This is a genomic window from Streptomyces sp. S063 (assembly GCF_002832675.1).
In the GTDB taxonomy this organism is placed as follows: domain Bacteria; phylum Actinomycetota; class Actinomycetes; order Streptomycetales; family Streptomycetaceae; genus Streptomyces; species Streptomyces sindenensis.
On the sequence record NZ_CP021707.1, the window covers coordinates 2,763,093 to 2,780,206 of the forward strand.

The 17,114-nt window shown below is 69.3% G+C and carries 17 protein-coding genes; 14 read left to right on the forward strand and 3 right to left on the reverse strand.

Annotation, left to right across the window (positions count from 1 at the left end; genetic code table 11):
• Positions 1-34: 34 nt before the first annotated feature.
• Together CCZ36_RS12435 and CCZ36_RS12440 are read left to right on the forward strand one after the other, a co-directional pair.
• Positions 35-511, forward strand: a complete 477-nt coding sequence (locus CCZ36_RS12435; RefSeq protein ID WP_069737466.1) for a roadblock/LC7 domain-containing protein — start codon at positions 35-37, stop codon at positions 509-511.
• Between the two features lie 171 nt (positions 512-682).
• On the forward strand, positions 683-1,057 hold the full coding sequence (locus CCZ36_RS12440; RefSeq protein ID WP_069743134.1) for a hypothetical protein: 375 nt from the start codon (positions 683-685) through the stop codon (positions 1,055-1,057).
• Between the two features lie 31 nt (positions 1,058-1,088).
• Here CCZ36_RS12440 and CCZ36_RS12445 read toward each other — a convergent pair whose 3' ends face one another.
• Complete coding sequence (locus CCZ36_RS12445; RefSeq protein WP_069737464.1) at positions 1,089-1,934, reverse strand: MurR/RpiR family transcriptional regulator; 846 nt, start codon at positions 1,932-1,934, stop codon at positions 1,089-1,091.
• A gap of 536 nt (positions 1,935-2,470) precedes the next feature.
• On the opposite strand from CCZ36_RS12445, the gene CCZ36_RS12450 reads away from it, so the two are divergent.
• The 9 genes from CCZ36_RS12450 to CCZ36_RS12490 all read left to right on the forward strand — a co-directional run bounded on the left by CCZ36_RS12450 (position 2,471) and on the right by CCZ36_RS12490 (position 11,287).
• Positions 2,471-2,920 (forward strand): hypothetical protein, encoded by a 450-nt coding sequence (locus CCZ36_RS12450; RefSeq protein WP_069737463.1) that lies wholly within the window; start codon positions 2,471-2,473, stop codon positions 2,918-2,920.
• Positions 2,921-3,183: 263 nt separating this feature from the next.
• A complete protein-coding gene (locus CCZ36_RS12455; protein WP_237302643.1) occupies positions 3,184-3,900 on the forward strand; it encodes a hypothetical protein in 717 nt (238 codons plus the stop codon).
• On the forward strand, positions 3,897-5,204 hold the full coding sequence (locus tag CCZ36_RS12460; protein ID WP_237302644.1) for a peptidoglycan-binding domain-containing protein: 1,308 nt from the start codon (positions 3,897-3,899) through the stop codon (positions 5,202-5,204). The genes CCZ36_RS12455 and CCZ36_RS12460 overlap by 4 nt, the downstream gene beginning before the upstream one ends.
• Positions 5,201-5,920 carry an ABC transporter ATP-binding protein gene (locus CCZ36_RS12465; protein ID WP_128817659.1) on the forward strand — a complete coding sequence of 240 codons (720 nt, stop codon included), beginning with the start codon at positions 5,201-5,203 and terminating at the stop codon, positions 5,918-5,920. The genes CCZ36_RS12460 and CCZ36_RS12465 overlap by 4 nt, the downstream gene beginning before the upstream one ends.
• On the forward strand, positions 5,914-7,185 hold the full coding sequence (locus CCZ36_RS12470; RefSeq protein WP_069737460.1) for an ABC transporter permease: 1,272 nt from the start codon (positions 5,914-5,916) through the stop codon (positions 7,183-7,185). The genes CCZ36_RS12465 and CCZ36_RS12470 overlap by 7 nt, the downstream gene beginning before the upstream one ends.
• A 68-nt stretch (positions 7,186-7,253) precedes the next feature.
• Positions 7,254-9,614, forward strand: coding sequence for a glycoside hydrolase domain-containing protein (locus tag CCZ36_RS12475; protein ID WP_128817660.1), 2,361 nt, complete (start codon positions 7,254-7,256; stop codon positions 9,612-9,614).
• A gap of 15 nt (positions 9,615-9,629) precedes the next feature.
• Positions 9,630-10,073 carry a hypothetical protein gene (locus tag CCZ36_RS12480; RefSeq protein ID WP_069743129.1) on the forward strand — a complete coding sequence of 148 codons (444 nt, stop codon included), beginning with the start codon at positions 9,630-9,632 and terminating at the stop codon, positions 10,071-10,073.
• Positions 10,066-10,764, forward strand: coding sequence for a hypothetical protein (locus CCZ36_RS12485; protein ID WP_069743128.1), 699 nt, complete (start codon positions 10,066-10,068; stop codon positions 10,762-10,764). The genes CCZ36_RS12480 and CCZ36_RS12485 overlap by 8 nt, the downstream gene beginning before the upstream one ends.
• Before the next feature lie 106 nt (positions 10,765-10,870).
• Positions 10,871-11,287 carry a hypothetical protein gene (locus CCZ36_RS12490; RefSeq protein ID WP_069737456.1) on the forward strand — a complete coding sequence of 139 codons (417 nt, stop codon included), beginning with the start codon at positions 10,871-10,873 and terminating at the stop codon, positions 11,285-11,287.
• Between the two features lie 342 nt (positions 11,288-11,629).
• On the opposite strand, the gene CCZ36_RS12495 is transcribed toward CCZ36_RS12490, so the two are convergent.
• Positions 11,630-13,036 (reverse strand): cystathionine beta-synthase, encoded by a 1,407-nt coding sequence (locus tag CCZ36_RS12495; RefSeq protein ID WP_069743127.1) that lies wholly within the window; start codon positions 13,034-13,036, stop codon positions 11,630-11,632.
• Between the two features lie 159 nt (positions 13,037-13,195).
• Between CCZ36_RS12495 and CCZ36_RS12500 the strand changes: the two genes are divergently transcribed.
• The 3 genes from CCZ36_RS12500 (at position 13,196) to CCZ36_RS12510 (ending at position 16,718) form a co-directional block, all read left to right on the forward strand.
• Entirely contained in the window at positions 13,196-14,197 is a 1,002-nt protein-coding gene (locus CCZ36_RS12500; protein WP_069743126.1) for an SGNH/GDSL hydrolase family protein, read from the forward strand.
• Between the two features lie 177 nt (positions 14,198-14,374).
• Entirely contained in the window at positions 14,375-15,595 is a 1,221-nt protein-coding gene (locus tag CCZ36_RS12505; protein WP_069737453.1) for an acetyl-CoA C-acetyltransferase, read from the forward strand.
• A 220-nt stretch (positions 15,596-15,815) separates the two neighbouring features.
• Positions 15,816-16,718, forward strand: a complete 903-nt coding sequence (locus CCZ36_RS12510) for a hypothetical protein (RefSeq protein ID WP_237302645.1) — start codon at positions 15,816-15,818, stop codon at positions 16,716-16,718.
• A gap of 39 nt (positions 16,719-16,757) precedes the next feature.
• Here CCZ36_RS12510 and CCZ36_RS12515 read toward each other — a convergent pair whose 3' ends face one another.
• Positions 16,758-17,075 (reverse strand): hypothetical protein, encoded by a 318-nt coding sequence (locus tag CCZ36_RS12515; protein WP_069737451.1) that lies wholly within the window; start codon positions 17,073-17,075, stop codon positions 16,758-16,760.
• Between the last annotated feature and the right edge of the window lie 39 nt (positions 17,076-17,114).

The following is a 17,114-nucleotide window of genomic DNA, read 5'->3' on the forward strand; positions in this document are numbered from 1 at the left end:
CGCGCTCAGACAGCGTGCCGGGAGGAGACAGCTGATGGTGCCCGAGGCCGAAGTGCGTGATGTCCTCGACGAGCTCCAGCGGTTACGCGCCCGGGTCCCGCTGCTCTCCGGGGCGCTGGCCGCCTCCACCGACGGGCTCGTCCTGGCCCACGACACCCCGGGCGTCGAGGCGGAGGGCGTCGCCGCCCTCACCGCCGCCGCCCTCGGCGTCTCCATCCGTATGACCGACGCCACCGGCCGGGGCGGCTTCCGGGAACTGCTGGTCCGCGGCGGCAACGGCTACATCGCCACCTACGCCGCGGGCTCCTCCGCCGTCCTGACCCTGCTCGCCGAGGACCGCATCAACGTCGGCCGGCTCCACCTGGAGGGCCGCCGCGCGGGCGCCCGCATCGGCGAACTCGTCGACACCGCGCTGGAGCGCGTCGAGCGCCCCGCCGCGGCCACCCCCCGTGCCGCACCACCGCGCCCGGCCACCGCGCCCGACCGCGCCCTGCCGCAACGCCCCACGTAACGCACCTTCGCGCAGCGGTCGCCCGATTCCCCCCACCCGTACCGCCACAACCACCGGGACTCAGCCATCACGCAGAAGCCCGAGCACCAGCCCGCACGGAAACCGGCCCAGCGGCCGGCACAGAAACGGACCCGGTCACCACGACCGGCCAGGGAAAGGAAACGAGCCACCATGGCGAACACCGAAGCGTCTCTGAAGGAAGCGATGAGCTCGATCGAGGGCACCACGGGTGTCGCCCTCGTCGACTACACGAGCGGGATGGCCCTCGGCACGCTCGGCGGCGGCAAGGACTTCAACCTGGAGGTCGCCGCCGCGGGCAACACCGACGTGATCCGCGCCAAGCTCCGCACCATGGAACACCTGGGGCTCAAGGAGGAGATCGAGGACATCCTCATCACCCTGGGCACCCAGTACCACCTGATCCGGCTGCTCAAGACCCGTGGCGGCAACGGCCTGTTCCTCTACCTGGTGCTGGACGCGAGCCGGGCGAACCTGGCGATGGCCCGCCACCAGCTGAAGAAGATCGAGGCGGAGCTGGAGGTCTGATACGTCCGGGGCGGCGCGAGGCCCCGGGGTCTCACTCCACGAACAGGCCGCGCGCCGCCGCCCGTACGTCGAACTCCTCCAGCCGCGCCTGGGCGTCGGGCAGTCCGTCGCACATGGCCTCCAGCAGCACCCGGCCGAGCAGCATCGGCGCGCAGACGGTGTCGAAGGAGAGCCCGGAGCCGATCGCCGCCGGGAGCAGCAGGTCGCTGTGTTTGGCGACGGGCGCGAAGGCGGAGTCGGCGACCGTCACGACGGTCAGCCCCTGGTCCCGGGCGTACGCGAGCGCGTCCACGCTCTCCTTGGGGTGACGCGGCAGGGCGAAGCACATCAGGGCGGTGGCCCCGGCCCGGCGGGCGGAGTCGATCCGGTCGGCCAGCATGCTGCCGCCCTCGTCGAGCACCCGGACGTCGGGGTGCACCTTGGCGGCGAAGTAGCCGAAGCCGCGCGCCTGCGAGGAGGCGGCGCGCAGCCCGAGCACCGGCAGGGGCCGGGAGGCGGCGAGCAGCCGGCCGGCCCGCTCGACGGGCGCGGGGTCGGCGAGCATGTCACTGAGGTGCTGGAGGTTCTCGATCTCGGCGCGGACGGCCTGCTGGTACTCGTTGTACGTCTCCCCCGTCTCCTCCTGCTCCGCCTCGGCGGGCGCGACCTCGCGCAGGTGCCTGCGCAGCGCCGGATAGCCGTCGAAGCCGAGGGCGACGGCGAAGCGGGTGACGGAGGGCTGGCTGACCCCGGCCAGCTCGGCCAGCTCGACGCTGGAGAGGAACGGCGCGTCGGCGGCCCGGCGGACCATGCAGTGTGCGATGCGCCGCTGGGTGGGTGTGAGCCGGTGGCCCTCGAAGAGCCGCTGCAACCGTGCGGCGGGGCTGCTCCCACTCATGCTGTCCCCTTGCTGGATCCGTCGCGCCACGACCGGCGCGACCGTTCTATTCAGCCAGGAAGGTTGCTGTATGTCCATATGCAGGGGCTGAGCCCCACGAGGAAGGCAGAACACGGCCCGGCTCAACGAGAAGGGCAAAGCGCCGGGCCGCTCATCACAGACGGATGCCGAATCGTTACCCCTCGAAACCCGAGGGCGGCTGCGCACGCCAAATGCACCCATAGATCACCCAACGGCACCCCCCGCCCCAAAAGCTCAGTACATCTGCGATCCACCACATCTTCCATTTTGCCGATCGCCCGCATTGTCCGTAATGAGGACATCCACCACTTTGCCCCTGGGGATTGGCCTCCTGCGTCATAACGATCACGAAACTTTCACAGAGCACCGACAGACTGGGTGCGTCTTGAAAATATTTTGGACTTTGTGTGTACTGACACCCGCATCAGACCGGGGAGGAATTCACCCCGAAAGCCGGGCCCGCCGTTTCGGGAACGATTCAGCCCAAACGCGTCCGACCCAATAAGGAAAATCACATGCACAATCTGAAGAAGACCGCTGCTGTCGTCGCCATGACCGCAGCGCTCGGCGCCGGCATGGCGACACCGGCTTCGGCCGCGAGCGGCGATTACAACAACTACTGGTTCGGCTGCAACTACGACTCGTCCAACACGTTCAAGTTCCGCATCCACTACAACTCGAACCTCGGCGGCGACTACCGGAACATCGGTTATGCCGTGTACGACTTCGACTCGGTCCAGGACGGGACGGGCTACAGCCCGCTCAAGTACTGCGGGTTCAAGAGCAGCGGTAGCGGACAGAACGTGAAGAACAACGCCGCATCCGCCCGGAACACCCACTCCAGCTATACCGGGGTGCTGTACTACAACAGCGGATACAAGGGCGCGGCTGACTACATCTGGGGCACGGTGAACCAGCTCGACGCCACGTACAACGAGAACGCCTCGTTCAACTGGAAGAGCTGAACGGGCCAGGTGCCCGCACCGCTGGGCGGGCACCTGCCTCGCGTCCCACCATCACCTGAAAACGGAAATCTTGCATGCCGCCCCACTTCGCACCTCGCCCTTCAGGGATCGCATCTGCCGCTCTTGTCGCGACGGCGGCGGTTCTGACGCTTTCCGGATGTTCCGCACCGCCGAAAAGCGAAATCAAGGAATCCTCGTCCGACGCCGCATCTCCGGAAAGCTGGTCCCTCCCTCTTCAGGCGTACATGCCGACGGATGAGGAGATGAGCCAGCTCGCGCAGGCGAAAAAGATACTGATCAGCGACTGCATGGAAGGGCTGGGGCTCGCCTGGACCCCTGCTCCCGACCTGCCCAGGGTGGGGCCGAAGACGCTGACCGACTGGCGTTACGGAATCCATGACGAGGGCTTGGCGGCGGTACGCGGATACAAGGTGGATGCCGCGGAGCAGCAAGCCTACGACGCGGCGGTCGAGAAGGGCGCCGTCGACGGGTCGACGGCAACCAGTATTGACGCGCGTGCGCTGGACGGTCGTATCGAGAAGGTGAACGGCAGAAAGGTCCCCGCCGACGGGTGTGTCGGCGCGGCGAACAAACGGATAGACGCGAACGCGGTACAGGCCCGCACCGCCCTCGACCTCGCCAACGCGGCCTTCGTCAAGTCGCAGCAAGAGGCCGAGGTGGTTCGGGCGTTCGCGGACTGGTCGGCGTGCATGAAACGCGACGGGTACGACTACAAGGAACCGCTCAACGCGAGCGACGACCCCAAGTTCACCGGTAATAAGCCGAGTTCGCAGGAGATCGCGACCGCCACCACCGATATCGCCTGTCGCGAGCGGACCGATGTGGCGCGGATCTGGTTCCAGGCCGAGTCGAGGCTGCAGAAGCAGGCCATCGAGAACCACGCCGAGGACCTGTCGGCGGAGCGGAAGAAGATCGACTCCGCGGTACGGACGGCCTCAGAGATCGTCACGGGCCAGTGAGTGACACAGCGGTGGAAGAAGACCACCCGCACGGTCGCGCCGACGCGCGACGGCACCGCGGCCGGCCGAGCCGCCGCCGTCGGTTCCTGGTTCTCGTCGTACTCGGCTCAACGGTGCTGACGGGGGCCGGGGTGGTCACCGCCACGTTCGTCAAGTCTCCGGCCCAGGCGGCCGCGGACACGCGCCCGCCGGCCCCCAGTGTCCTGACGGCCCCGGTCCAGAAGAAGGTCCTTTCCGACACCGTCATCACCCGAGGCAGGGTCGCTGCCTCGCAGCGGCTCGACGTCTCGGGCGAAGGAGTGGGCGAGAAGGACTCGGGCAGGTCCGTGGTGACGAAGACAGCGGTGCGGACGGGCCAGCCGCTCCGCATGGGACAGCTGCTCCTGGAGATCTCCGGGCGCCCCGTCTTCGTCCTGGAGGGGGAGGTCCCCGCTTACCGGGACCTCGGGCCCGGCAGCACAGGGCGGGACGTCTCCCAGCTGCAACAAGCTCTCGCCGGACTCGGCTACGGGTCGGGCAACGATCGTGCCGGGACATTCGGGCCCGGGACGGAAGCGGCGGTCACCCGCTTCTACCGGGCTCACGGCCACGTCCCGGTACCGGGGCAGCCCGACCCGCTCGCACCACCGCGGAACCAGGCCGCCGGGGACGAGGCGGAGGAACGCGGCGCCGGCGACGAGGCCCGGCGGGCGACACCGACGGTCACGGTCCCGATGGCGGAGATCGTGTACGTCCGCGCTGAACCGGCCTTCGTCGAGCAGGCGCACGCGGAGGTGGGCGACGACGCGCGGGGCGAGCTGATCTCCATCTCGGCGGGAAAGCTGATCGTCGAGGGCTCGGTGAGGCCCGACCTCAAGCGTCTGGTGAAACCGGGGATGAAGGTCTCCGTCACCTCCGAGGTGACGGGGTCCCGCGCGGCGGGAGAGATCGAGTACGTCGCCGCGAGACCGACCGAACCGGAGAAGGGCTCGGAGCAGACCGCCGACGGGTCCTACGCGATCAAGGTCAAGCCGACGACGACGCTGCCCGCGGACCTGGTGGGCGAGGACGTCCGGCTGACCATCACCGCCGCGTCGTCGAAGAAGCCCGTCCTGGCCGTTCCCACGGCCGCGGTATCCGCGGGTGAGGACGGGCACACCACCGTGACGGTGCTGCGGGGGCGGAGAGAAGTGCGCACGCGTGTGAACACCGGTATGGCCGCCGACGGGTACGTGGAGGTCTCGCCGGCCGGGGGCTCGCGCCTCGCCGTCGGTGATCGCGTCATCGTCGGAACGGACGAGCGGCGGCCGGTGACCGGCTCATGAACGTCGCACCCACCGGCCGCCCTCCTGTCATCGAGTTGGACGGCCTCGGCCTCACCTACCCCGGCCCTCCGCCGGTCGCGGCGCTGCACCCCTGTGACCTGCGGGTGGAGCAGGGCGAATTCGTCACCATCGTCGGGCCGTCGGGCTCGGGCAAGTCGACCCTGCTGAACGTGCTGGGCCTGCTCGACGACCCCACTCAGGGTACGTACCTGCTCCAAGGCGAGGACACCTCCTCCGCGAACGACAGCCGCAAAGCAGCCCTGCGAGGCAGGCACATCGGTTTCGTCTTCCAGTCGTTCCATCTCCTGCCCCACCGCACGGCCCAGGAGAACGTCGAGCTGGCGATGCTCTACCAGCGGAAGCCCCGGCGGATACGGCGCCGGAAGGCGGCGGAGGTGCTCACGCGCGTCGGCCTGGCACACCGGGCCCAGGCTCTCCCCACCCAGCTCTCCGGTGGCGAGCGCCAGCGGGTGGCCATCTCCCGGGCCCTGGTGTCCGAGCCGTCGCTCCTGCTGTGCGACGAACCGACGGGCAACCTCGACAGTGAGACCGCGGCGTCCATCCTCGGTCTGCTCGATCAGCTGCACCACGACGGGATGACCATTCTGGTCATCACCCACGACAAGCAGGTCGCCGAACGAGGACAGCGGATCCTCACCATCCGCGACGGGGTTCTCTTCGAAACGGCACCTGTCGAAGGCGGAGTACCGTGCTGAGCCGACGCCGTCGCCACGCCCGCGCGGGAGCCGCCGACCGCGCAGCCGTTCCGGAGTGTTCACGGTTCGCCGTACGCGACCTCCTGTCGGAGGCGGTGGCCGGCGTCGTCCAACGTCCCGCACGCTCGGTGCTGACCTCGTTGGGGACCGTACTGGGAGTCGGAGCGTTCATCTCCGTGCTCGGCCTCACCGGTTCCGCCGCCTCGCAGATCGACGCGCGGTTCAATCGGCTGACCGCGACCGAGGTCACCGTGGAGGACACGGGCGGCAACGACGCCGACCGCGTCCCCCTGGCCTTCCCCGACGATGCGGACAGCGCCATGGGCCGGGTGAACGGCGTCGAGGCCGCCGGTGTCCATTGGAGGGTCCGGCTCGCCCCCGGGGAGTCGGTTCGGTCCACTCCCGCCGAAGGGGCGAACGGTTCCGTCTCCCGGACCTCGGTCGTCGCGGCCTCCCCGGGTGTGCTGTCGGCCGCCCGGCCCCACTTCGTCCAGGGCCGCGGCTACGACAGGTTTCACGAATCCCGCAACCAGACCGTGGCGGTGATCGGTTCCGCGACGGCCTCCCGCCTGGGCATCACGACGCTCCGCACCCAGCCGGCGATCTTCATCGGCGACACCGCGTTCACGGTGATCGGTGTCTTCGACGACGTCGAACGCAAACCGGACCTGCTTCTTTCGATCATCGTCCCCAGAACGACCGCGGAGGAGATCTGGGGGCCTCCGCGGGACGAGCGCGCGAAAATGCTCATATCGACGCGTCTCGGCGCGGCCACCCAGGTCGCCGACCAGGCTGCCCTAGCTCTTCGCCCCGACCATCCCGAGTATCTGCGCGCCGTCCCGCCGCCGGCCCCGAAGGCCCTCCGCGATGACGTCGGCAGTGACTTGGGGCAGTTGTTCCTCCTGCTGTCGATCGTCTGCCTCTTCGTCGGGGCGGTCGGCATCGCCAACACCACACTCATCGCCGTCATGGAACGCACGGGCGAGATCGGCCTCAGGCGCTCCCTGGGCGCCCGCGCACGCCACATCACCTGGCAGTTCCTGACCGAGTCCGCGGCCCTCGGCCTGTTCGGCGGGATGGCGGGAACGTCGCTCGGCACGCTGGTCGTCGTCGGCGTCTGCCTCCACAACGAGTGGACGCCCGTCATCGACCTCACGACCCTCGCTTCCGCACCCGCCATCGGGCTTCTCACGGGCCTGCTGGCAGGGCTGTACCCGTCCTGGCGCGCGAGCCGCATCCAGCCCGTCGAGGCGCTGCGGCGCTGAACCGAACCCCGTCGGCGGCCCGATGAGGCGGCCGACCCGCCCCCGCACTCCTACGAGAGGTACCGACCATGGCAGACCAGCAAGTCCTCAGAGCTCAGCAGTGGGTGAACTCCACGTACGGCAGCGTGTCCGGTTACGTTCGCTGCCCGGAGAACGGCAACACCGGCTGGGGGACCATGAACTCCCTGGTCATGGCCCTTCAGCACGAGCTCGGCATCAGCCCGGTCGTGGCGTCGTTCGGGCCCACCACGTCCGCGAAGTTCGACGCGCTCGGAGGCATCGGTTTCGGGTGGGACAAGAACCGCAACATCGTCGCCATCCTTCAGTACGGTCTGTGGTGCAAGGGCTACTGGGCCGTGGAGCCGGAGAGCGAGGGCTGGTTCACGGGGGTCACCCGTGACGCCGTCGAGAAGCTGCGCAGCAACATGGGCATCGGCGGCGCAGGCGTCATCGACGCGAAGATAGCCAAGGCGCTCCTCAACATGGACGCGTACGTCGTCGTGGCGGGCGGCACCGAGAAGATCCGCGGCATCCAGCAGTGGCTCAACCGCAACTACTGGACGAAGAGCGCCTTCAACGTCGGTCCCTGCGACGGCATCTACTCCCGCGACGTCCAGAAGTCGCTGCTCACCGCCCTCCAGTACGAGCTCGGCATCTCCGCCCCCAACGGCAACTTCGGGCCGGGCACCCAGGCGGCGTTGCGGAACGTCACGCTGAAGGAGGGCGACTCCGGCACGCTCGTCAGCCTCTTCACCGCCGCGTGCGTCTTCAACGAGCCGGTCCCGATCGGTGTCGAGGGAGTCCGGACCACTTTCAAGTCCACCTACGACGCCAAGACCACCGAGTACGTCAAGCTTTTCCAGGAGTTCTCCTACCTCTTCGAACCGGGCCTCGAGTCGGGCAAGGGCGACTACACGACCTGGGCCCAGCTTCTGGTCTCCATGGGAGACCCCGACCGCAAGGTCACCGCTTCGGACACCCGCTTCGTGATCGACGGGCCCCGCGCCAAGTGGCTCTACGACAACGACTACCGCATCGTGGGCCGTTACCTGTACAACCCCGACCCGAACTACGAGAAGGAGATCCTGCCCGGCGAGCTGGAGACCATCCTCGGAAACAAGCTGGGTGTCTTCCCGATCTTCCAGATACACGGGCGCGACGCGACCGACTACAGCTATCCGAAGGGCTATCAGCATGCCCTGATGGCACACGAGAAGGCTGACGGGTTCGGTTTCAACCGGGGGACGGTGATCTATTTCGCCGTCGATTACGACGCCACTCAGGAGGAGATCGACGAGTACATCATTCCCTATTACCAGGGTGTCGCCTCCGGCCTCGCCAGCAAGGGAAAGAAGTACGTGCACGGCGTCTACGGCTCACGAAACGTGTGCATCAACGCCACCAACAGGACATACGCCCGGTACTCCTTCGTCTCCGGCATGTCCTGGGGGTTCTCCGGGAACCTCGGTTTTCCGCTCCCGGCCAACTGGTCGTTCAACCAGATCAAGGAAACGTCGCGTATCCCGATCAGCGGCAGCGACCCCATCGACCTCGACAGCGACGTCTGGCGGCCGAATTCCGACCCCGGGACCTTCTCCCTCAACCGGGACGCCTCGCCGGCTGCCGACTTCATCAGTCTCATCGCACGCCTCTATGACGCGGCGGTGGACTACAAGGCGTCACACGGCTCCGACCGGGACGCGTCCAAGCTCGTCATGGAGTTCATGCGGCACAAGAGCTACGGCGGCGTCCAGTGGCAGTCCCTGATCGGGGACTACGACCACGGGTTCGTCTCGTACGCCTCGGAGAAGGGCCTCGCCGTGCTCGACGAGTTCACCGATCCGGTGTCCGGATACCGGATCGGTGCCGAGCACCTGATGGCCACTGCGGACGGCCACTACGTCATCGCGCAGCCGGAGAACAAGAAGAGCGTCAACGTGGGCGACATCACCGGCTGGGGCGGTGACTTCATGACGTTCTACACCGACTGGCGCAACTCCGAGGAGCAGTACGCCTCAGGAAAGGCCTTCTGCAACGCCAAGCTCGCCAAGCCCGGAGTGTCGTCGTCCTTCGGGTTCACCGACCTCATCGAGGACGCGGACGGCTACCTCATCGCACGTGCGGTGCGCGGTGGTCAGGACATCGCCACGGCCGTTCGTCAGCGGTACAGCAACAACGGCAGCGCCCTCAAGCGATTCACCGACTATTTCCAGAACCGCTGGGGGTCCGTGGAGAACTGCAAGCAGGCCGCGTGGAATGTGCTGACCAAGGAAGAGCCCTTCTTCGACCTGGCGCGCGGGTACTTCATCACGCTCGAAGGCGCCCTGTATCCCGGCGTTCTCATCAACACACCCGGCGGATCCGACAAGCTGGACAGTTTCACCCAGGGATTCGCGGATGCCATCCTGGCACGAGTCGGTGCCGAGTAGCAGGAAGAGTCATCCATGGGAATCTCACTCGTCGGGGCAGTACAGCTATGGATCCCCGCTGCCCTCCTGAGCGCGGTCATCGCCCTTCTGGTACGGCGTCGTCAGCGCACGCCGGGACTCATGCAGCCGCCGACGATGGCCGCCCTGGGAGTCATCGCGTTTCTCAACGCGGCCACCGTCTGGATTCTCGGCTTCTCCCGTGCCGGACTCGACCTCAGGGAGTCGTGCGAGCGACGGAGCGGGGTCCCCTTCGACGAGAAGTGGCACGACACGCACTACATGGAGTCGCAGGGGCTGTTTCCGTTGCACGCGAAGTGCAGCGCGAACGTGGATCTCGTCCCCTCGTGGGTGAATCCCACCGTGATCGTTCTCTCGGTTCTTTCCGCAGCTCTTCTGTGCACGGCCGTCTTCCTCGGCGTGCGCACATTCCTCCAGAGAAGGAAGACAGTTCATGTCTGACATCGACACCACACCTCCTACGCGACGCCGCGTCCTCACCATCGGCACCGCCGTCGCCGCCGGAAGCCTGCTGTGGGCCCCGAGCGCTGCCGCGTCCGAGGGGCGCGGGTCGGAACCCGCCGAACCGGCCGAACCCACTGCGTGGACGGCTCGCCGGAGCGCCAACGGGTGGCCGGTGCTGGACCGAGCGACCGGCTACCGCGTCGAAGGCGCCGGAAAGCTGAGTGTCCACCTGGCCGACAGCGACGTCGCGACCGTACTGCTCCACGTGGTGCGCCGTTACTGCTACGAGGTCGAGATGCTCGACCCGCTGGACGTGGCGGGACACCGCGCCGACCGCAAGGTGGGGGCCGACCTGGAGAGCAATCAGCTCTCCGGCACCGCTCTCACCATCAAGTCGACGCACTATCCGCTGGGCGCTCCCGCCGGCAACGGGATGAGCGAAGCACAGATCACGGTCGTCCAGGACATTCTCGCCGACTGCCAGGGCGTCGTGGCCTGGGGAGGCGAGATGACCCCGCTCAAGCAGTCGCACTTCCAGATCGACGTCCCGCCGCACGATTCCCGCCTGCGCAGCCTGGTGGCGCGCATCAACGGGTGGGACGAACGGCCGGGCCGGGGGGCCGGGAGCATCGACGCGTTCCAGCCGACGCGCATCGCGCGGGCCCGGAAGGCCCGCAACGCGCGCTGAAACACGGACGCGGGCCGTCGGTCGGACGGCCTGGTGGGGCTAACCCCAAGAAACTCGGGGGTTAGCCCCACTGTCACGGGGGCCCGGACTCCGTACCGTCATCCGTATGGAAGCCCGTGACCACGAGCTCAAGAAGGAGCTCGCCGCCACCCTCCAGGCCCGCGGCGAGCTGGGCGCGGAGTACGAGTCCGTGCTCATCGAATCGTTCCTGGAGAAGGTCGAGCAGCGTCTCGACACCACGCTCGACCGCCGGGTCCGCCGCCAGCTCGCCGAGCAGCAGACGGCCGGCGTCCGAGGCGCGCGTCCGGCTCAGCCGGAGAGCTTCGGGGAGCGGCACGCGCTGGGGATCGTCTCGCTGATCCTGGCCGTGCCGCTGTCCGCGATCGGCGTCGCGAACGCCGGGATCGAGGGGCTGGTGGTGGCCTGGCTCGGCATCGTCGGCGTCAACGCGTTCCAGGCGGCGCGGGGCGGGGGGCTGTTCCGCCGCCGGGACGAACGGGCGTCGTCCGACTGGAAGGACTGAGCCCGGCGTAGGGGTGGGGACGGAGAAGGGGCGAGCCCGGACGTTATGTCGCGGGGACCGCCGCACCCCCGGTCGCCCGGGGGGCGGGACGACGGCGGTCCCCGCGAGGGACACGGTCCGGGTCAGGGCCGGAGGCTCGCGTCCGGGCGACGGTGGAGGTCCGGGAGCCGCTCCGTAGTCCGGTGTCGCCGTTCTGGGTGCCGGCGGGTTCCCCTGCCGACACCCACCAATGTGCCGGAGCCGTGTTAAGCGGGTGCTGCGCGGACGTGACGTGCTCGTACCGTCTTCGCGAAGCCCGGCCACAGGGGGCCTCCCGGAGCGGTCCCGGAGACCCCCGGACCGTCAGGCCTTCGCCGTGCCCGCGTCCTTGGCCAGGAACGCCAGCAGGTCCTGCCTGCTCACGACGCCCTTCGGCTTGCCCTCGACGAGCACGATCGCCGCGTCGGCGCCCTCCGTGCCACTGAGCACGGCCATCAGGTCCTCGACCGGTTCGCCGGAGCCGACCTGCGGCAGCGGGGCCGACATGTGCTTCTCCAGCGGGTCGGTCAGCGAGGCGCGCTGGGTGAACAACGCGTCCAGCAGCTGCCGTTCGACGACGGAGCCGATGACCTCGGCGGCCATCACGTCCGGGTGGCCGGCGCCCGGCTTCACGATCGGCATCTGGGAGACGCCGTACTCACGCAGCACCTCGATGGCCTCACCGACCGTCTCCTCCGGGTGCATGTGGACGAGGGAGGGCATCGGGCCCTCCTTGAAGTCCAGGACCGCGCCGACGTTGGCGGAGGTGCCCGAGTCCTCCAGGAAGCCGTAGTCCGCCATCCACTCGTCGTTGAAGATCTTGCTCAGGTAGCCGCGCCCGCTGTCGGGGAGCAGGACCACGACGACATCGTCGGGACCGAGCCGCTTGGCGACCTCCAGGGCACCGACGACCGCCATGCCGCAGGAGCCGCCGACGAGCAGGCCCTCCTCCTTGGCGAGGCGGCGGGTCATCTGGAAGGAGTCCTTGTCGGACACCGCGACGATCTCGTCCGTCACCTTGCGGTCGTAGGCGCTCGGCCAGAAGTCCTCGCCGACGCCCTCGACCAGATACGGCCGCCCGGAGCCGCCGGAGTAGACCGAGCCCTCCGGGTCCGCGCCGATGACCTGGACCGCGCCGTCGCTGATCTCCTTGAGGTAGCGGCCGGTGCCGCTGATGGTGCCGCCGGTGCCGACGCCCGCCACGAAGTGGGTGATCTTCCCCTCCGTCTGCTCCCACAGCTCCGGACCGGTGGTCTCGTAGTGCGAGCGCGGGTTGTTCGGGTTGGAGTACTGGTCGGGCTTCCAGGCGCCCGGCGTCTCGGTGACCAGCCGGTCGGAGACGTTGTAGTACGAGTCTGGGTGCTCGGGGTCAACGGCGGTGGGGCAGACGACGACCTCGGCGCCGTAGGCCCGCAGCACGTTGATCTTGTCCGTGGACACCTTGTCCGGGCAGACGAAGATGCACTTGTAGCCCTTCTGCTGCGCGACGATGGCGAGGCCGACGCCGGTGTTGCCGCTGGTCGGCTCGACGATCGTGCCGCCGGGCTTCAGCTCCCCGCTCTGCTCCGCCGCCTCGATCATGCGCAGCGCGATGCGGTCCTTCACGGACCCGCCGGGGTTGAAGTACTCGACCTTGGCCAGGACGGTCGCCTGGATACCTGCCGTGACGTTGCGCAGCCTCACCAGCGGGGTGTTGCCGACAAGACTGATCATCGAATCGTGGAATTGCACCGTGTACTCCGGGATCTCCGAGATGGTCCGGCCCAGAGTATGCGTACGGGACGCACTGTGCGTACGGGAAGGAGTACACGGAGCCCCGAGCGGGGCAAGTAGGTACGTGTACGGCTGTACGGCGAGGAGGAGGTGGACCGGACTGTGTCGAGAGCAAGGGTGGCACGGCGGATCGCGGCGGGCGCGGCCTACGGCGGTGGCAGCATCGGGTTGATCGGTGCGGCGGCCGTGGGCGTGTTCCTGGCGGAGGTCCAGCTCGCGAAGAGGCAGGTGGGCGGTGGAACGGCTCCGGTGCCGCCGAGTGCGGACGGGCGGTACGGAGTGGCGTTCGCCGGGCCGAACGACGCCATACGGCTCGGGATGCTCGGGGACTCGACGGCCGCGGGCCAGGGGGTGCGGCGGGCCGGGCAGACCCCGGGGGCTCTGCTGGCCTCGGGGCTCGCGGCGGTGGCCGAGCGGCCGGTGGATCTGCGGAACGTGGCCCTGCCCGGGGCCCGGTCGGACGATCTGGAGCGGCAGGTGTCGCTGCTGCTCGCGGATCCGGCCCGGGTCCCGGACGTCTGCGTGATCATGATCGGGGCGAACGACGTCACCCACCGGATGCCCGCGACCCAGTCGGTGCGCTGTCTGACGACGGCGGTGCGCAGGCTGCGGACGGCGGGGGCGGAGGTGGTCGTCGGGACCTGCCCGGATCTGGGCACGATCGAGCCGGTCTACCAGCCGCTGCGCTGGCTGGCCCGGCGGGTGAGCCGGCAGCTGGCGGCGGCGCAGACGATCGGCACGGTGGAGCAGGGCGGGCGCACGGTGTCGCTGGGCGACCTGCTGGGCCCCGAGTTCGCGGCGAACCCGCGCGAACTGTTCGGCCCGGACAACTACCACCCCTCGGCCGAGGGCTACGCCACGGCGGCCATGGCGGTGCTGCCCACGCTCTGCGCGGTGCTGGGCCTGTGGCCGGAGACCGACCGGCTGGACGGCGCGCGACGCGAGGACATCCTCCCGGTGGCCAAGGCGGCGTCCCAGGCGGCCCGGGAGGCCGGTACGGAGGTCACGGGGGCGCGGGCTCCCTGGGCCCTCCTCAAGCACCGCAGGCGGCGGCGTCTGCCCGCCTCCACGGAACCCACCCCGCACGCCCACCCGGACACCGCCCACGGGCACGCGTGACGGTTGGCGCCCACGGCCACGCGTAACGGCCGCGTCCGACGGCAGGCCGTGCTGAGCAAGCGCTTAGAAAAGAGTCCCGCATCACACGGCCTGCCGGGTGACCCCGGCGATACGTCCGGGTAACTTCCAGAGGAGTTCTGCCGTCCACACAGCCTTCCAGCCCCTTGGAGCCGCGTGATGCCCGAAGCCGTGATCGTCTCTGCCGCCCGTTCGCCGATCGGCCGCGCCTTCAAGGGGTCCCTGAAGGACCTGCGCGCGGACGACCTGACCGCCACGATCATCCAGACCGCGCTGGCCAAGGTCCCCGAGCTGGACCCCAAGGACATCGACGACCTGATGCTGGGCTGTGGTCTGCCCGGCGGCGAGCAGGGCAACAACCTGGGCCGCATCATCGCCGTGCAGATGGGGATGGACCACCTTCCCGGCTGTACGGTCACCCGCTACTGCTCCTCCTCGCTGCAGACCAGCCGGATGGCGCTGCACGCGATCAAGGCGGGCGAGGGCGACGTCTTCATCTCGGCCGGTGTCGAGATGGTGTCCCGCTTCGCCAAGGGCAACTCCGACAGCCTGCCGGACACGCACAACCCGCTGTTCGCCGACGCCGAGGCCCGCACCGCCGCCCGCGCCGAGCAGACCGGCACCGACTGGCACGACCCGCGCGAGGACGGCCTCGTCCCGGACGCGTACATCGCGATGGGGCAGACCGCGGAGAACCTGGCCCGGCTCAAGGGCGTCACCCGCCAGGACATGGACGAGTTCGGCGTACGGTCGCAGAACCTCGCCGAGGAAGCCCTGAAGAACGGCTTCTGGGAGCGGGAGATCACCCCGGTCACCACCCCCGACGGCACCGTCGTCGCCAAGGACGACGGCCCGCGCGCGGGCGTCACCCTGGAGGGCGTGCAGGGCCTGAAGCCGGTGTTCCGCCCCGACGGCCTGGTCACCGCGGCCAACTGCTGCCCGCTCAACGACGGCGCGGCGGCCCTGGTGATCATGTCCGACACCAAGGCGCGCGAGCTGGGCCTGACCCCGCTGGCCCGGATCGTCTCCACCGGCGTCTCCGGCCTCTCCCCCGAGATCATGGGCTACGGCCCGGTCGAGGCCAGCAAGCAGGCACTGAAGCGGGCCGGCCTGACCGTCGACGACATCGACCTCGCCGAGATCAACGAGGCGTTCGCGGCCCAGGTCATCCCCTCCTACCGGGACCTCGGCCTGCCGCTGGAGAAGGTCAACGTCAACGGCGGCGCGATCGCGGTCGGCCACCCCTTCGGCATGACCGGCGCCCGCATCACCGGCACGCTGATCAACAGCCTCCAGTTCCACGACAAGCAGTTCGGCCTGGAGACGATGTGCGTGGGCGGCGGCCAGGGCATGGCGATGGTGATCGAGCGGCTGAGCTAACCCCTCCGAGCTCCGACCGTGACCGAATCTCCCCCAGGATGTGATCTGCGTCCCGGGGGAGAGTCGTTTCCGCAGGTCACGGCCGTTTGGGGCTAAACACCGGACCGAAAGACCTGTCCATTTCGTGACGTAATGCACTGACAGCGCGTACCGGTACAGGCCAAGCTGATGTAGGAAGTCGGGGGTATCGATTGAGACCGGGAGTACGTCAGTGAGCGCCATGTCATTTGCCCTGTTGCTGACCACCGCCGCTGCCACGGCCGTCGGCGCCGCCGCACTGCACGCCGCTCACGGGCTGCGCAAGCAGGTCGTGGCGCTGCGCTCGGAGCTGGCCGCGGGCCGCGCTTCCGGTGCCTCGGTGCCACCGCAGAGTCGCAGTACGGCCACTCCCGCGGAGGAGATACGCGCGGCCGTCGCCGACGCCCTCGCCGAGGAGCGGGAGCGCGAGCTGGCCGAGGCGCGCGCCTTCTGGGCGGCCCAGGAGGCCCGTGACGCCGCCGACGCCCCGTCTCTGCTGGGCGGTCTGACCGGCCTCGGCGACGACGCCCCGTACTACCTGCCCCGGCAGGCCGACTTCGCCGGCCTGGAGTCGATGGACCTGGAGGCGGCCGAGGCGATGGAGGAGCTCGTGGAGTTGAGCGAGCGGACCCTCGCAGAGCACGAGGTCGGCGAGCTGACCGATCTGCCGGCCGACCTGGCGACGGACCCGGTGCCCGGGCTTCCGGAGGTTTCGGAGTTTCCCGAGGACTCCCCCGAGCTGGCCGCCGCCCGCCGCCGCCACCCCTCGCACCCGGACTTCGTTCCCGTACAGACGCCGGTGGTCACCGACCACGAGCGCACCGTGAACCGTCTCGAGGAGCTGGCCGACACCGCGACCGAGCTGACCGATGTGCGGCCCGGCCCGCTGGGCACGCTCGATGTGTACGTCTTCGCCGACGGCACCACGCTCTGCATGACCCCGGGCCACCGCGAGACCGCCGAGCGGCTCGCGGACGCGCTGCGGGCGGGCCGGCAGCCGGTGCTGCTGGGCGGCTCGGGCGTCTCGGGCGCCTACGCGCTGACCTTCTCCTGCGGTGAGGACAACGTGTACATCCTCGCCGACCGCGTCATCGCCTCGTTCTGACCGCCGGGCGCGGGCCGCTCGTACGCGCACCCGCGCCGCTCACGCGAAAGCCCGCGCCGCCGCTTCCTCGACATACCGCACGGCCTCGTCCAGCTCCTGGGACGGGGCCGTTTCCAGTGCCGCGGCCAGGTCCCGGCCGACGACGGCGAGCTGGTCGCCCACGGCGAACATTCCGGCGTCCGGCACCTCCCGCGGCTCGGCGTCCGGGGCCTCCAGCCGCTGCGCCCGTACGGCGAGCTCCCGGGCGGCGGCCAGCGCCTCGGCGGCCGCGCCGCGCTGGAGGCGGCTCTGCGGGGCCGAACGCAGCCGGTCGGCGAAACGGTCCACGGCCAGGATCAGGGGCGTCGTATCGAGCACCCGGCCGACCCTACGCGCCCCTCCCACGCCCCCGCCAAC

Coding starts and splice junctions, on each gene's coding strand:
- CCZ36_RS12435 (WP_069737466.1), top strand. CDS start 35: ATGGTGCCCGAGGCCGAAGTGCGTGATGTCCTCGACGAGCTCCAGCGG.
- CCZ36_RS12440 (WP_069743134.1), top strand. CDS start 683: ATGGCGAACACCGAAGCGTCTCTGAAGGAAGCGATGAGCTCGATCGAG.
- CCZ36_RS12445 (WP_069737464.1), bottom strand. CDS start 1,934: ATGAGTGGGAGCAGCCCCGCCGCACGGTTGCAGCGGCTCTTCGAGGGC.
- CCZ36_RS12450 (WP_069737463.1), top strand. CDS start 2,471: ATGCACAATCTGAAGAAGACCGCTGCTGTCGTCGCCATGACCGCAGCG.
- CCZ36_RS12455 (WP_237302643.1), top strand. CDS start 3,184: ATGAGCCAGCTCGCGCAGGCGAAAAAGATACTGATCAGCGACTGCATG.
- CCZ36_RS12465 (WP_128817659.1), top strand. CDS start 5,201: ATGAACGTCGCACCCACCGGCCGCCCTCCTGTCATCGAGTTGGACGGC.
- CCZ36_RS12475 (WP_128817660.1), top strand. CDS start 7,254: ATGGCAGACCAGCAAGTCCTCAGAGCTCAGCAGTGGGTGAACTCCACG.
- CCZ36_RS12480 (WP_069743129.1), top strand. CDS start 9,630: ATGGGAATCTCACTCGTCGGGGCAGTACAGCTATGGATCCCCGCTGCC.
- CCZ36_RS12485 (WP_069743128.1), top strand. CDS start 10,066: ATGTCTGACATCGACACCACACCTCCTACGCGACGCCGCGTCCTCACC.
- CCZ36_RS12490 (WP_069737456.1), top strand. CDS start 10,871: ATGGAAGCCCGTGACCACGAGCTCAAGAAGGAGCTCGCCGCCACCCTC.
- CCZ36_RS12505 (WP_069737453.1), top strand. CDS start 14,375: ATGCCCGAAGCCGTGATCGTCTCTGCCGCCCGTTCGCCGATCGGCCGC.
- CCZ36_RS12510 (WP_237302645.1), top strand. CDS start 15,816: ATGTCATTTGCCCTGTTGCTGACCACCGCCGCTGCCACGGCCGTCGGC.